Genomic DNA, 15463 nt, shown 5'->3' with positions numbered 1-15463 from the left:
CCCTTTCAATTAATCTTTCCTGAAGGAGAATGGGTGCTGGCTGCCTCCAGATGAACCCTTCTTTGAGCCATTTGATGAAAATTGACCGAGTAAGCTTTGTAAAGAGGAAATAGACTGGCTCATTTTATTAATTTGTTCATTCATTTGATCAGCGTCCATTTTTTTCACTGCAGAAACCATTTTAGACATAAAATCTGCTTTTCCCGGTTCACTTTGCTTAGCGGCTTTTTCTTCTTTTGCTTCTTCCTTTTGTGTTTGCCGGTAAGGAGACCACATATCATCTTCCTCACCAAACATGACCCAATTCTCGTATAAACTTTGCCAGCTTTTTTCTTGCGTCTGCACTTCTTGGATTAATTTCGGATGGCGTCTGACGAACTGTTTAAATTCATCAATGGATGTTTGCTTTTGCTTATTTGTCATATCCTCACCCCCCATACAAATGCCTACTATACTATATACATCTGGATCTATTTTGGTGAGCCCTTTTCATAAAAAAACAGCCGCCATCTGTGCGCAGCTGTTTAGAGGATTAAGACGTTTTCTTAATGAAGTTTTGTGTATAGTACTTTTCTTTCACACCAACGCCAAGGTGCGTGTAATCTTGATTTAACAATGCCTTCCGGTGACCTTCGCTATTCAGCCAGCCTTCTACAGCTGCAGGGCCATCAACATAATTATACGCAATGTTTTCCCCCGCAAGTTGAAATGCGACCTCTCCTCTTTCTAACCGGTCTTTCAGCGTGCCGTATTTTTTAGATTCATGGGAGAAATAATGATGATCTTTCATGTCCTCACTATGCATGAATGCCACTTCAGAGGTTTCATCGTCCCACTTTAAGGTCGGCAGTTTGTACTTATGGCGGATAATATTGGTCATATCAAAAATTTGTTTTTGACTCGACGCTTCAATATCCTTCCATTTTTCACCTGATATCGCCTCAGGTTCAATTAATTGGCCTCGATAGACGACTTCATACGGCTTTTGTTTGACAAATGTATCTGCGTTAAAGGCTCTAATGCTCGAAAGAGTGCTTTCAAACTTATCCATGTAGAGCTGGACATACACATCATCTCCCACTTTCACCGTCGGCCTGGTATTCATATCATCTTCTGAGAATTCAAAGCGATATGAATTTCCCTCGTCCTCTACATGAATGTAAGGAGCGATTTGTGTTTTTTTAAATACTTCACTTGTGGCTTGACCGATTTTAAACGGCTCAACATTCAGCCCATCCCCTGTCGCAAACAAGGTCACCACTTTACTGTCCTTTACCCCTACTTGAATATAGTGTTTCTTCGATTGATTGTATATCCACCAGTCATAATCATATGCGGAAGGATCAATGCGATCTGGTTCCCCTAGCTGTTTAAGCACTTCGTTTGAAGACTTCCCCATAAAGGACATGAGACCTTTTTTCGGAATGTTGATCGGCTTATCGCTAGATGTTTCTTCATTAGACACCTTCGGCTCATTGCTGTTTTCTTTTTCTGGTGAAGATCCATATTGAATAAACAGAACGTACGTTCCAGATATAATCAGGAGGATGAAGAGTGTTTTCAGCACAGTTTTCAAATAAACACCTCCGTTAAATTGACAAGGTACAAAAAGTACCTTCTACTGTCATTTAAACAAAACTTGCTCCATTTATCAACGACAATACAGCCTATTTAACACGAATTTAAAATATGCCCCTCCTAATGAAGAAATCCTTGGCCATGATCCTGGTCTTGTTGAGAGATTTCCGTCAGAGCATCACCTGCACGATCGTTTGATAAATCTTCAACTGATAAATCCCCAAGGGCTACGATTCCTGTGAGTGCCCCGTTTTTGACAACCGGGATACGGCGGAGCTGATGTTCTGACATCAACCGGACAATTTCTTCTAGGGTTGCATCTTCTTCAGCTGTCAATACTTCCTTCGTCATGATGGCACCAACCTCTTGTGAGTTCGGCTTTTTCTCAGCAATACCTCTAAGTACAAGGTCGCGGTCTGTGACAATACCAACAAGCTGATCCCCATCGACTACTGGAATGGCACCAATGTCAGCATCTTTCATTTTGACTGCGGCTTCATACGCATTGTCGTCCTTTTGCAACGTCACTACTTTTTTCGTCATGATATCTTTGATTTTTTTCGTTTTCACGTTGATTCCTCCATCCGTTATTTTCTTTATTACTGTAACCAGCTTATAAAAGAACATACCTTTCACAGTTGAAAGTTTAACGCTTTCATACTATGATTGTCAGTAAAGGGAATTTTTATAAGGAGGGGTTTTGGGTGAAGTTTGAAGGTACGGGGATTGAAAAGGTATCAGCTGACTTAAATAAATTGGATTTCATTATGGAAAGTGAAGGATTTGTACGAGCCGATCAATGGGATTATGAGCGTGTGACGTACGACAGGAAGTATAACATGGTAGAGGGGACGTTTTACTTACGGATCTCTGGCTACGCCACTGAGGGAGATGTCGGCTCCAAAAAAGCCCACATCCAGCTGCTGACACCTTTACTTGGAAAACACTATTATCCGCATGGTGTTGAATATGGAGAAGGCGAAGATTTCCCTAAATCTCTTATTCAATCCAGCAAAAAAACGCTGAACCTATTGAAAGAAAAACTAGAAGCGATAACTGCTGAAGCATAAAAGAAGCACAGCCCCTACGGCTGTGCTTTCAGCGTGTAGACAAACCCTCGCATTCGTTGTCAGTCCTGTGCGCTGGTGCTCACGAATGCCAAATTCGATCCGCTCCAGTGCTCGTCCTTCCTAGGGCTGCAAAGGTTTTCTATCACGCTGAAAAGAAGACAAAGGGCTAAAATAAAGTTCATTTTAGCCCTTTGCCAACAATCTGGAAGCACAGCCCCTGCGGCTGTGTTTTTCATTTATTCATATTTCGGAATGAGCGCATCTGGTACGGCATCTTTCGCTCTTTCTTTTCTTGCCCAGTCAAAGAAGACAACAGCAAGAATCGATCCGTATACAATCTCTTGAATGATTTTCATCAAAATAGCACCTAGTTGCTGATCTTCTAGCAGCGGCAATGTATGAAACATGTCAGGTCCCGTAAGCGCAAGACCAGCAAGCATATCACTCGGTACGCATAGGTGCAGTGCTTGTATCCATGCGCCGGCATCTGAATAAGTGGCATAGATAGGCGCTTCACTAAACATAATGAGTGCGCAGGCAGGTGTCATTAAAATCCCATCTGCCATAATATATCCAAGCTTTAAAATGCCCGTAATCTGCGGCTGACTTTGCACTTTATGGACAAGCGGCCACCACATGAAAAAGGCAGCGATAAAAATGACAACCGTCATCAATGCGTGATAAAACGGATCTGTTTTGACAAAATCGAACACAAGCGGAATATGATACAGCGAAAACAACCCGTTAAATCCGAGCAAGGCAATCAACGGCTTAGAAAACAAGCGGAAAATCGGCTGAATACCCCGTGTTTGAATGATCCGCTCCCAAATCGCCGCAGGTAAACCTGTAATAAGAAGCGGCGGGATGACCAAATAGAGCACTGCCATTTGCGCCATATGCGCACTGAACATAATATGCCCCATTAAATCAATCGGGCTCCCCTTCACTGCATAAAGCAACACAAGCCCCGTGAGAAACAGCGTTTTCTCTTTCACCGTCGCACGGTGCTTTCCCTTCGTCACGAGAAGCAGATAAAAAGTGGCTGCTACTACAATACATGTCAAATAGTAAGGACTCCATAATGCACGAAATCCAAATATCTCTAAGTTTTCCATTGCTGCGCCTCCTTCAAGGGCAAAGCGAGCTTACCACCAAATAATGGTCAAAAAGGCTAAAACGGTAATAAACGCGACAAACACACCTGAGTAAAGAAACAACGCGGGTGTTTCATGCCCTTTTTGGTTCATGTGCATAAAATAATAAAGCTGAAAAGCCACCTGAATCACTGCAAGCAGTAAAATAAAAGGGACAGCGAACCAATTTCCGACGTCTTCAGAGGCGATTGTTAAAAAGGCAACAAACGTTAAACCAATCATCAAGCCGAAAGAAATGAGCTGATGCTTCATTTCTTCGGCATTTTTCTTTTTCCGATAGACAAGATCGACTTTGGACTGATTTGTGTTTTTATTTCCCATTCTTATCCCACCATTCCCATTAAATATACAACGGTAAAGATGAAGACCCACACAACATCAATGAAATGCCAATAAAGGCTCGCCACATAATATTTTGGTGCATTGTATAAATCTAGACCGCGTCTCATATTCCGAATCATCAGAGCGGTGATCCAGCAGAGTCCAAATGCGACGTGAGCCCCGTGTGTTCCAACAAGCGTATAGAAGGAAGAGCCAAGTGCAGAGCTCGTAATTGTAAATTCATACGCATGCACATAATGATAAAACTCATAAATTTCTACCCCTAAAAATCCAGCACCTAAAAGAACGGTTACACCTAGCCAAAGCTGCATTTTTTTAAAGGCAAAGTTTTTCATATGATACATAGCATACACACTCGTTAAACTGCTCGTTAACAGAAGCATTGTGGCAATAAAGACAAGTGTGAGGTCAAACATTTCAGTTGTTGTTGCGCCGCCTGCATTTGAATTTTTCAGCGCCAAATAAGTGGCAAACAAAGATGCAAACAGGACCGTTTCTCCCCCAAGAAACAACCAGAACCCGACGAACTTATTCTTTCCTTCTAACGTGGCTTTCTCAGGAGAAGCCGGAAAGGTTTCCGCTGTCATTTTTTGTGGTTCCATTATGCTTTCACCCCTTTGTCATCGTCATCCGTCAAATCTTCTTTGTGAATATGGTATCCATGATCATCTTTAAGAGAGCGAACGAGCATGGTCGCAAACGTGATGCCAAGACCAATGAAGATCACCGGTAGACCCCAGCTGTGTTCTTGACGATACATAAAACCAAACGCTGACACAAATAGACCGAATGAGATAATGATAGGCAAGATGGAATTATTCGGCATGTGAATATCATCGAGCGGTTCAGATGCTGTCATTCCTTTTTTACCATCCATTTTCTCAATCCATAATGGATCAAGTCCCCGTACAAGAGGCAGCTGCTTAAAGTTATATTCTGGCGGAGGTGAAGATACTGCCCATTCAAGCGTTCTTCCATCTCCCCAAGGATCGCCCGATACACGCTCCCCTTTTGCTGTCGTCCAGATGATATTAATCAGCATGATGACAACTGCTACAAACATGAACAGTGCCCCAATCGTACTGACCAAGTTCCCAAGGTCTAGACCCTGACCTGGCAAGAATGTAAAGACTCGGCGCGGCATGCCCCAAAGACCGAGAAAATGCTGGATAAAGAACGTTAAATGGAAACCGACGAAAAACAGCACAAAGCCAATTTTCCCAAGCTTCTCATTCAGTATTTTCCCAAACATCTTCGGCCACCAATAATGCACACCTGCTAAAATACCGAAGACCACACCACCGATAATGACATAGTGGAAATGCGCCACAACGAAGTACGTGTCATGGAACTGATAATCCGCTGCTGCTGCTGCAAGCATGACGCCGGTTACACCGCCAAGTAAGAATGACGGAATGAACGCAACTGAATATAGCATCGGCGTTGTAAACTTCACATTACCGCCCCATATGGTGAGCAACCAGTTAAATACTTTAATTCCAGTTGGCACCGCAATCGCCATTGTGGCTACGGCAAAGATCGCATTGGCAATTGGACCAAGTCCTGTTGTGAACATGTGATGCGCCCACACCATGAATCCAAGGAAACCAATTAATACAGTCGCAAACACCATGGACGAATAACCAAACAATCTTTTTCTTGCAAACACTGGAATGATCTCAGAGAAAATCCCAAATGCCGGCAAAATCAAGATATACACTTCTGGGTGTCCAAAAATCCAGAACAAATGCTCCCAGATGATTGTATTTCCGCCAAGCTCTGGATTAAAAAAGCTCGTATCAAACATTCGATCAAGCATCAGCATCGCAAGTCCTGCTGTTAGCGGCGGGAATGCGAATAAAATTAGTGCAGATGCCACAAACGTCGTCCAGGTAAAGAGCGGCATTCTCATATACGTCATACCTGGCGCTCTCATATTAATAATCGTTGCAAGAAAGTTGATTCCGGCAATTAGCGTACCAATACCCGCTATCTGCAACCCTAAAATATAGAAATCCATGCCGTGCCCTTCTGAATTCAGCGTGAGCGACGCATAGGCAGTCCAGCCTGCATCAGGTGCCCCGCCCATAAACCATCCAAGGTTTAAGAAAATACCACCGAAAAAGAACAGCCAAAAACCAAGTGAATTCACAAATGGAAACGCTACGTCACGTGCACCAATTTGAATGGGAACAACCGCATTCATTAATGCAAATAAAAGCGGCATTGCTGCAAGGAAAATCATCGTTGTTCCATGCATCGTCATGACTTCATTGTAAAACCCTGCACTCACAAAATCATTTTCAGGGATGGCTAGCTGAATACGGATAATCATCGCTTCCAGGCCACCAATTAAAAAGAAAAATCCCCCTGCCACTAAATATAGTATGGCAATTTTTTTGTGGTCAACCGTCGTTAAGTAATCCCATAAGACAGCGCCAAACCCCCGCTTTTTAGCTATTGTACTCACCATGAAATCCCCCTCTTATCTCCCATTTGCCCCTTTTCATATCAATGTCTATCTTCACGTTCTAAAAACAGACTATATCTGACAGATGACTTATTCTTGGATGTAGAGACTTATTCGGGAGCTCTTAACAAAAACTTCACATAGATCGTATACCCTTTTGAATGTGCGCAACTTCAAGCTGCTCAAGGCATTTACTGTATTTTAAGACCTTTTAAATACTCGTAGAGTGCATCTGCTTCTGAGTCATTTAGTTTAGGGTACGTCCCTGTCATCTTATTACCTGGTTTAAAGCTCTCTGGATCTTTCAGCCATGCTTTGACATTTTCTTTGTTCATGTCTTTAATTCCAGCTACTTTTGTCCGCTCTCCGAAGGTTGCAAGGTTTGGAGCAGTCCTTGCCGCCTCTGGCCGTTCATCTCCAGGCTCTACCGCGTGACAGCTTAAACAGTTTTTCTCTTTAAAAAGTTTTTCACCCTCAAGGGCTAGATCTGACGTAGATGCAGGCTTCTTATAATCTGCCATCTTTTTCGTCCAGCCTAAAAACTCATCTTGAGAAAGCGTTTTAACTTTAAAGTCCATTAAAGCATGTGATGGACCACAAAGCTCCGCACATTTCCCATAGAAATATTCTCCAGCATCTTTCGTTCGTTTTGAGTCAAATGTTAAATAAAACTTGTTCTCGTTGTCTGTATTTGTATCAATTTTACCCCCAGCCGATGGAACCCAGAAAGAGTGTTTCACATCGGATGCTTTCAGCTTAAAATAAACCTTTTGGTCAGTTGGAACAATCAATTCCTGACTTGTCACAATCCCATAATCAGGGTATTCAAATTCCCACCAATATAAGCTGGCTCTTACATTCACAACAAGTGTTTTTTCAGGATCTCGTTTTTTCTTATCCATAGCGCTTGTATCCCCTAGCTCAAGCGTGTATGCCACAACAGGTACAACGAGAATAATGAGTAGAAGTATCGGAATCGCTGTCCACGTAATTTCGAGGTTACGGTTCCCTTCTACCTGTTTAGGAATCGTATCTTCTCCCACTTTAGAACGTTTGAATTTAATGATGACGTAAAAGAAAATGATCGATACAACAATAACGACAAGAACCATAATAAGTGTACTCAGTACCGTTAGGAAAAACTGTTTATCTGCTACTTCCCCAACTGGCTTGAGTGTTGATAAGTATGGTTCACCGCAGCCCGCCAAAACGAGCGTCAGTAAAAGAAACAGTGAATAAACACGCCATTTTCTTATCATAATTTGTCCCAACCCCTTTTGCTTGATCTCCTTTGCCTTTCGCTTTTTACCTCTTATTTATAAAATCACCTTTCACCCATCCATAACCCCCGCCTCTTATAAAAGCACTTACATTTCCTCTTTTCATAAAAAAATGATGTTTTTACTCAAAATACCATCTATGTATAAACAGAAAGCCGCCTAAATAGAACTGAATATCAGGCGGCTTTCATAGTTGTAAGAAAATGTTGTGTTATAAGATATAGCCATTGTTTTGATGTGATCAAAGTGTATTTCACTCTAGAATAGTGTAATAATAATCATCGCAACGAAAAAGATCGTTAAGTAGTTTAATGAATAAACGAACATGAGTGTTGACCACTTCATGATATCTTTCATTTTAAAGCCCATAAGACCAATGACGAGCCATCCAATGTTCAGCAATGTGCCAAGTGCGACAATCGGCCATCCTAATCCACCTAAGAAAAATGGAAGCGGGAGAAGACATGCTGTCCAAATGATGATTTGGCGTTTTGTGACTTCAAAGCCGTAAACAACTGGCAGCATTGGAATACCTGCTTTGCGGTAATCTTCCGTTTTCTTAATCGCAAGTGATAAGAAATGCGGAATTTGCCAGATGAACATAATCATAAACAGGACCCAAGCCGTTGTGTCGATGGTGCCTGTAACAGCTGTCCAGCCAATTAATGGCGGAACCGCACCAGATACACTCCCAATGACTGTATTAATGGTGTAATGGCGTTTAGACCACATCGTGTATAGAACTGCATAAGTAAAGACACCGATAAATCCAATCACTGCTGATGTAACAGTTGTCATCAAAAGCATAATCAGTCCAAGTACAACAAGCAGAATACCAAATGCATACGCTTGACCCGGCTGAACTTTACCTGTCACCGTCGGTCTTGTTTTTGTTCTTTCCATTAGTATATCAATATCACGGTCAAACGCATTATTAATGGCGCATGAACCGGCAATAATAAGAGAAGAACCAATCATTGTTAACAGAACAATATCAAGATTTCCAAGGAAACTCATATCTGTAAAATAAAAAGCAAGCCACATTCCAGTAAATGTTGTAATGAAATTGGAATTGACGATGCCCATTTTAATAAGAGCAAGAAAATCTTTTAAAGCGGTTGTTTCTTCTATTTGTCCATGAATAGCTGCTTCCGCGGCTGTTTTGGAATTTGCCAATGTGTATAACCTCCCTTGCCCAAACCTTCAAACGAACGAATAAAACGTAAAATCGTTACAACTCTATCATACAAGATAAAGAGCTGTAAAAAAACATCCTATTAAATAATAAACGACAAACTTGAAGTTATTTGTGAACTTTTCGTGAATTTATTAGGATGTGCGTTTCAGAAGGCGGTGCAAAATGAAATATTCTCTCCTCTATTTCTATCAGACTGTCAAAGAAAGATCAAGCACTCTAAATCTGTAAACTTTGTGAACTAACATATCATTTTTTTGTGAACTTTGGTCATTATGAATTGCAACAGAACACGCATTTGGCTTAAACTTGAGAACATGTGAGGTTTTCATTTAGATCAGAAGTTATTTAGAGAAGGTGAAATCATTTGATGAAATTTGCTTTAAGGTTATTGAGCGTTGTCACAACATTTGTGATGCTGATCGTTCTGATTGGCGGTGCGCTTGTGACGAAAACTGGCTCCGGTCTTGGCTGCGGCAGACAGTGGCCCCTTTGCCACGGTCGTTTCTTTCCAGAAATGAACCCTGCTTCCATTATCGAATGGAGCCACCGCATGTCAACAGGAGTTTCCACCATTCTTGTATTGGCACTGGCGGTCTTATGCTGGAAAAAAATCAGTCCAGTATTCCGTGAAACCAAATTTTTGGTCATCATGTCCATTATATTCTTACTGCTTCAAGCGCTGTTAGGGGCACTCGCCGTTGTGTTTGGTTCTAACGCACTTGTCATGGCACTGCACTTCGGTATTTCACTGATTTCTTTTGCTTCCATTTTACTACTGGCACTGCTTGTGTTTGAAGCCACCAGATCTGAAACAAAGCTTGTGAAGCCGCTTCATATCGGCAAAAGAATGCAGTTCCATATTTATGGGTTGATCACATATACGTATATTGTGGTGTATACGGGCGCCTATGTGAGACATACAAAATCAAGTCTTGCATGCTCTGTCTTCCCATTTTGTTCAAAAGACGGCGCACTTCCAGCGTATTTTAATCAATGGGTTCAAATGTCTCACCGAGCAGCAGCCCTTCTTTTATTCGTTTGGATATTTGTTGCGATGTTCCATGCCCTTAAACATTATAAAGAACAAAAGCAGCTGTATTATGGATGGATCATTTCAGCCATTCTGATTACACTTCAAGCGATTTCTGGTGTCATGTCTGTTTATTCTCAGCTCGCACTCGGTTATGCGCTTGCTCATTCATTCTTTATTTCTTGTTTGTTTGGGGTACTATGCTACTTCTGCTTACTCATTGCCCGGTTTAAATATGAAAATAGAGAGCCTTTCAGATAAACATACAATCCCCCTTTCATCCGAAAAGGGGGATTTCTTTTATGTTTGTTTCGCTTCTTCAAATAGCGAAATGGCTTTTTTCCGTCTTTCTTGATGATCGACTGTAGGCAGAGGATATGTATCCCCCAGCACACATCCCGATTTCATTTGATCATCTATCGGCATTTTACTCGGTTCATGAATCCATTTTTCATTCACATGCTTAAGTTCTGGCACATACCTTCTAATATATTCTCCGCTTGGATCAAATCGTTTCGACTGGGTCGTTGGGTTAAAAATACGGAAGTAAGGAACAGCATCCGTTCCGACGGAGGCTGCCCACTGAAATCCTCCAATATTCGAAGCCTCATCATAGTCGACAAGTTTTCTCGCAAAATACGCTTCGCCCATTCTCCAATCGATGAGATAATCTTTTGTCAGGAATGAAGCCGTCACCATTCTCAAACGGTTATGCATCCACCCTTCTTCATTTAACTGTCTCATCCCAGCGTCAACGAGCGGGAAGCCTGTTTGTCCTTTACACCAAGCTTCAAAAAGTGTCTCATCATCATTCCATTTTATATGTTGAAAGGAGGCGTTGATTTCTTTTTCTTTCATCTCTGGATAATGCGCAAAGATCATATGATAAAAATCACGCCATGCCAGCTCTTTGATAAATGTTTCCTTGCCCTCATCTTTAACAAGTTCTTCCTCATTGACCGCATGAAAGATTGTGCGAATAGAAATGGTCCCGGTTTTTAAGAACCGAGACAGCTTGCTCGTCCCAAAAACAGACGGAATATCTCGTTTCTCATGATAACGCGTCAATCTTTCTTGAATAAAGCCGCCTAGCGTGCTTCTCGCTTTGTCTGACCCAATCTGATCGAATTTCCTTGTACATTTCTTAATGATGTCCCTTAGTTTCGCATCTCCCTTTTCAGAAAGTGACTCATCACAAATCGTATGCTTGCTGCTCAGAAATGATTTGTCAACTTTTATCACAGACTGCTTCTCCTGCTTCCTCCAAGCTTGATAGTATGGAGTAAACACTTGATAATGAGACCCATCCGCTTTTAAAATATCTCTCGCCCCATGCAGATGCGTATCTTGCCACTTTGACACATGAATGCCCTTTTCTTCTAAGAAACGGGTCACTTGCTCATCACGTATTCGACCATTTCCTACTTCGTCCTCATTAAAAAAGACCGCATTGATGTCATAAGCATCCAGGAGCTTTTGAAAAGCGAACAAAATATCATCATGAATGAGATGAACATACATGTGAGATTCTCTCGCTTCCTTGACGAAATTGGCCAAGTTTTGAAAGAAATGTTCGTTGTTCAAATCCAGTTCCATTTCTGTAAAAAACGGATCTAGATGATAAAAAGCAAATAATCGGTACTGATGTTTTTTTGCATATGTGATCGCTTTTGATAAGGCGATATGATCATCCAATCGCATATCTCGGCGAAACCAAATCACGACAATTTCCACTCTTTCTTCACCTCATTCTATAGTGTAATCACTCTATCGGCCGGCTGCACATTTTAATGCGCTCAAAAAAAGACACATCCAAATGGATGTGTCTCACTCATTATTCAGGCTTTAAGACAATCAACAGATCTCCAGTTTGAATCCCTTCTCCATTCGTGACATGAATTTCATCCACGACTGCTGAGAACGGTGCTTGTACCGTCGTTTCCATTTTCATCGCTTCATTGATCATCAAATGCTCACCTTGGGAAATTTTCTGTCCTTTTTCAACAAGTACTTTGATGACAGTGCCTGGCATTGATGCCGCAATGTGATTTGGATTTGAGCGATCTGCCTTCATTTTTTCTTGAACGGAGGATTTGATGCTTTCATCCTTAATGACCACTTCACGCGGCTGTCCATTCAGTTCAAAGTAAAGCACTCTTGTAGCGTCCGGATTCGGTTCTCCAATGGACACGAGTTTGACAATGAGGGTTTTCCCTTTCTCAATTTCTACCTCAATTTCTTCACCAAGTCTCATGCCGTAGAAGAAGGTAGGTGTGTCAAGAACAGAGATATCTCCATAGCTTTCTGCTGTTTGAACAAATTCAGAAAAGACTTTCGGGTATAAAGCATATGCAATGGCATCTTGTTCTGTTAACGTCAAGTCATGTGATTCTTTGAACTGCTTTTTGATTTCTTCAAAGTCCACTGGTTTCAGTTTCTCACCTGGTCTGACAGTAAGCGGCTCCTCCCCTTTTAAAATCAGCTTTTGCAATTTTTCTGGGAATCCGCCATGAGGCTGTCCTAAATAGCCTTTAAACAATTCAACAACCGAATCTGGGAAATCCAGTGTTGCTCCTTTTTCATAAACATCCTCTTCTGTCAGATCGTTTTGCACCATATAAAGTGCCATATCTCCGACCACTTTAGAAGACGGTGTCACTTTCACAATGTCACCAAACATGTCATTTACACGTCTGTACATTTCTTTTACTTCATTCCAGCGGTCGCCAAGGCCGACCCCTTTCGCCTGCTGTTGCAGGTTACTATACTGGCCACCAGGCATTTCATGCTCATAAATTTCTGTATGCGGTGAATTCATTCCGCTTTCAAACTCATGGTAATATTTTCTGACGGAATCCCAATATTGAGAAAGACGTTCAACCGCTTGAACATTCATTTCGGGCTTTCTTTCATGTCCGTCTAAAGCATAATATAATGAGCTCGCACTTGGTTGTGATGTGAGCCCCGCCATAGAGCTGACTGCAACATCAACAATATCAACACCTGCATCAATCGCTCTTGCATAGGTGAAGAGTCCATTTCCACTCGTATCGTGTGTATGAAGATGGATTGGAATCGTGAGCTCGTCTTTTAGAGCAGATACAAGTTCATAAGCCGCCTGCGGTTTTAATAATCCCGCCATATCTTTAATGCCTAAAATATGAGCGCCTGCGGATTCAAGCTCCTTCGCAAGAGAGACATAATATTTCAAATCATATTTCGGACGTGATGGATCAAGAATATCACCTGTATAACAAATCGCTGCCTCTGCCACTTTGCCTGATTCACGAACAGAATCAATGGCAAGCGTCATGCCTTTGACCCAGTTTAGGCTGTCAAAAATACGGAAGACGTCAATGCCTGCCTCTGCCGATTCCTTTACAAATGCTTTAATCACATTATCCGCATAGTTTGTATATCCGACAGCGTTTGATGATCTTAATAGCATTTGGAACAAAGTGTTTGGCACTTCTTGACGAAGCTCTTTCAATCTTTCCCAAGGATCTTCTTTCAAGAAACGATATGCCACATCAAATGTAGCGCCGCCCCACATTTCCATACTGAATAACTCTGGCCATAAACCTGCTGTTGGCTGCGCAACTTTCTTTAAGTCGTGTGTTCTAAAGCGTGTTGCAAGCAGGGATTGATGTGCGTCTCTAAAGGTTGTATCCGTTAAAAGTACACCGCTTTGCTCTTTCACCCAATTGGCGAGCCCCTCAGGTCCATGCTTGTCTAACAATTGTTTTGTTCCAGAAGGAATCGTTTCATGGACAGCAAGTTTCGGCACATTTGGTTTATCAAAATGAGGCTTCTTATTTTCCGAAATACCAGGGAACCCATTAATGGTAACGTTACCAATATAAGTAAGCATTTTCGTTCCACGGTCTTTTTGCTTAGGGAAGTTAAATAGCTCAGGTGTTGAATCAATAAACGATGTATCATATTCCCCTCTTAGAAACTTCTCGTGCTTTGCGACGTTTTCAAGAAACGGGATATTTGTTTTAATGCCGCGAATCCTGAATTCTTGTAAATTTCGGACCATTTTAGCCGCAGCTTGATCAAATGTAAGTGCCCAAGTAGACAGCTTGACCAACAGTGAATCGTAATAAGGTGTAATCACCGCACCTTGGAAGCTGTTCCCTGTATCAAGACGTACACCAAAACCACCGCCTGAACGGTAAGCCATGATTTTTCCTGTATCTGGCATGAAGTCATTCAAAGGATCTTCTGTTGTGACCCTTGATTGAATGGCAAATCCATGTGTAAAGATATCTTCTTGTTTTGGTATCCCGACTTCTTTGCTGTGAAGGTCATGTCCTTTTGCGACAAGAATTTGGGTTTGGACGATATCGACACCTGTGATCATTTCTGTGATCGTGTGTTCCACTTGGACCCTAGGATTGACTTCAATAAAATAAAACTCCCCATTTGCCACTAGGAATTCTACAGTCCCTGCATTGATATACGATACATTCTGCGCCAGCTGAACAGCCGCTTCACAGATGTCTTCACGCAATTGATTAGAAAGAGACACACTTGGTGCAACCTCAATGACTTTTTGATGACGCCTTTGAACAGAGCAGTCACGCTCATATAAATGAATGATATTGCCGTGATTGTCTCCAATCACCTGCACTTCAATATGTTTCGGATTTTCAATCAGCTTTTCAACGTATACTTCGTCATTTCCAAAAGCCGCTTTCGCCTCTGACTTTGCACGGTCATAGGCTTCGTTCAGCTCCTCTTTTGATCTGACAATCCGCATACCTCGGCCGCCGCCTCCAAGTGAAGCTTTAATAATAAACGGGTAACCATATTCTTCACCGAATTTTTCGACTTCTTTGACCGAATCAACTGGCCCGTCACTTCCTGGAATGACTGGAATTCCAGCTTTTTTCGCTTCATCTCTCGCTTTTACTTTATCTCCAAACATATCTAAATGTTGAGAAGTTGGGCCGATGAATTGGATGCCTTCCTCTTCGCATCGTCTTGCAAAATGAATGTTTTCAGATAAAAATCCGTATCCTGGATGAATCGCATCCACGTCATTTCGTTTTGCAATTTCGATGATCCCCTCGATATCAAGGTAGGCATCAATCGGCTTTTTACCTTCTCCAACTAGATATGCTTCATCGGCTTTATAGCGATGATAAGAGCCCGAGTCTTCTTTGGAGTAAATGGCCACTGTACGTAAGTTGAGCTCCGTACAGGCCCTAAAGACTCTGATAGCGATTTCCCCTCTGTTTGCAACTAGAACCTTTTGAATTGTTCTCTGTGACATTCTCACTCCTCCATATCCCTTAAAATTTTATATGTACTCTATAATAAAGGAAGAAATGAA

Annotated in this window: 13 protein-coding genes; 2 read left to right on the top strand and 11 right to left on the bottom strand. The window is 41.7% G+C overall.

Features of this window, described 5'->3' with window-relative positions:
• Nucleotides 1–9: 9 nt before the first annotated feature.
• From ID12_RS11935 to ID12_RS11925, 3 genes are all read right to left on the bottom strand, one after another.
• The gene (locus ID12_RS11935; protein ID WP_017367184.1) at nucleotides 10–423 is read right to left on the bottom strand and encodes a YlbD family protein; all 414 of its coding nucleotides are present in this window, start codon (nucleotides 421–423) and stop codon (nucleotides 10–12) included.
• 109 nt (nucleotides 424–532) lie between these two features.
• Nucleotides 533–1576, bottom strand: a complete 1044-nt coding sequence (locus ID12_RS11930; RefSeq protein ID WP_008345031.1) for a CAP domain-containing protein — start codon at nucleotides 1574–1576, stop codon at nucleotides 533–535.
• Nucleotides 1577–1698: 122 nt separating this feature from the next.
• Nucleotides 1699–2121 carry a CBS domain-containing protein gene (locus ID12_RS11925; protein WP_034646433.1) on the bottom strand — a complete coding sequence of 141 codons (423 nt, stop codon included), beginning with the start codon at nucleotides 2119–2121 and terminating at the stop codon, nucleotides 1699–1701.
• Between the two features lie 161 nt (nucleotides 2122–2282).
• Between ID12_RS11925 and ID12_RS11920 the strand changes: the two genes are divergently transcribed.
• Nucleotides 2283–2648 (top strand): YugN family protein, encoded by a 366-nt coding sequence (locus ID12_RS11920; protein ID WP_017359379.1) that lies wholly within the window; start codon nucleotides 2283–2285, stop codon nucleotides 2646–2648.
• Between the two features lie 236 nt (nucleotides 2649–2884).
• Here ID12_RS11920 and ctaG read toward each other — a convergent pair whose 3' ends face one another.
• The 6 genes from ctaG to cyoE all read right to left on the bottom strand — a co-directional run bounded on the left by ctaG (nucleotide 2885) and on the right by cyoE (nucleotide 9070).
• The gene (gene ctaG, locus ID12_RS11915; protein WP_017359380.1) at nucleotides 2885–3763 is read right to left on the bottom strand and encodes a cytochrome c oxidase assembly factor CtaG; all 879 of its coding nucleotides are present in this window, start codon (nucleotides 3761–3763) and stop codon (nucleotides 2885–2887) included.
• A gap of 30 nt (nucleotides 3764–3793) precedes the next feature.
• The gene (gene ctaF, locus ID12_RS11910) at nucleotides 3794–4123 is read right to left on the bottom strand and encodes a cytochrome c oxidase subunit IVB (protein ID WP_003211520.1); all 330 of its coding nucleotides are present in this window, start codon (nucleotides 4121–4123) and stop codon (nucleotides 3794–3796) included.
• 2 nt (nucleotides 4124–4125) lie between these two features.
• Nucleotides 4126–4746, bottom strand: coding sequence for a cytochrome c oxidase subunit III (ctaE, locus tag ID12_RS11905; RefSeq protein ID WP_007499822.1), 621 nt, complete (start codon nucleotides 4744–4746; stop codon nucleotides 4126–4128).
• Nucleotides 4746–6617, bottom strand: a complete 1872-nt coding sequence (gene ctaD / locus ID12_RS11900; RefSeq protein ID WP_007499823.1) for a cytochrome c oxidase subunit I — start codon at nucleotides 6615–6617, stop codon at nucleotides 4746–4748. Before ctaD ends, ctaE begins: the two co-directional genes overlap by 1 nt.
• 188 nt (nucleotides 6618–6805) lie before the next feature.
• Complete coding sequence (gene coxB / locus ID12_RS11895; protein ID WP_008345042.1) at nucleotides 6806–7873, bottom strand: cytochrome c oxidase subunit II; 1068 nt, start codon at nucleotides 7871–7873, stop codon at nucleotides 6806–6808.
• A gap of 279 nt (nucleotides 7874–8152) precedes the next feature.
• Nucleotides 8153–9070 carry a heme o synthase gene (gene cyoE / locus ID12_RS11890; RefSeq protein WP_007499825.1) on the bottom strand — a complete coding sequence of 306 codons (918 nt, stop codon included), beginning with the start codon at nucleotides 9068–9070 and terminating at the stop codon, nucleotides 8153–8155.
• A gap of 389 nt (nucleotides 9071–9459) precedes the next feature.
• Here cyoE and ID12_RS11885 point away from each other — a divergent pair, with 389 nt between their 5' ends.
• Nucleotides 9460–10383, top strand: coding sequence for a COX15/CtaA family protein (locus tag ID12_RS11885; RefSeq protein WP_008345045.1), 924 nt, complete (start codon nucleotides 9460–9462; stop codon nucleotides 10381–10383).
• Between the two features lie 39 nt (nucleotides 10384–10422).
• On the opposite strand, the gene ID12_RS11880 is transcribed toward ID12_RS11885, so the two are convergent.
• Together ID12_RS11880 and pyc are read right to left on the bottom strand one after the other, a co-directional pair.
• Nucleotides 10423–11856, bottom strand: coding sequence for a cryptochrome/photolyase family protein (locus tag ID12_RS11880; RefSeq protein WP_050827234.1), 1434 nt, complete (start codon nucleotides 11854–11856; stop codon nucleotides 10423–10425).
• Nucleotides 11857–11956: 100 nt separating this feature from the next.
• A complete protein-coding gene (pyc, locus tag ID12_RS11875; protein ID WP_048001592.1) occupies nucleotides 11957–15403 on the bottom strand; it encodes a pyruvate carboxylase in 3447 nt (1148 codons plus the stop codon).
• Between the last annotated feature and the right edge of the window lie 60 nt (nucleotides 15404–15463).

This window comes from Bacillus altitudinis (assembly GCF_001191605.1).
GTDB lineage: Bacteria > Bacillota > Bacilli > Bacillales > Bacillaceae > Bacillus > Bacillus altitudinis.
Note: the sequence above shows the minus strand (reverse complement) of the source record. Positions and strands in the feature narration are given on the sequence as shown.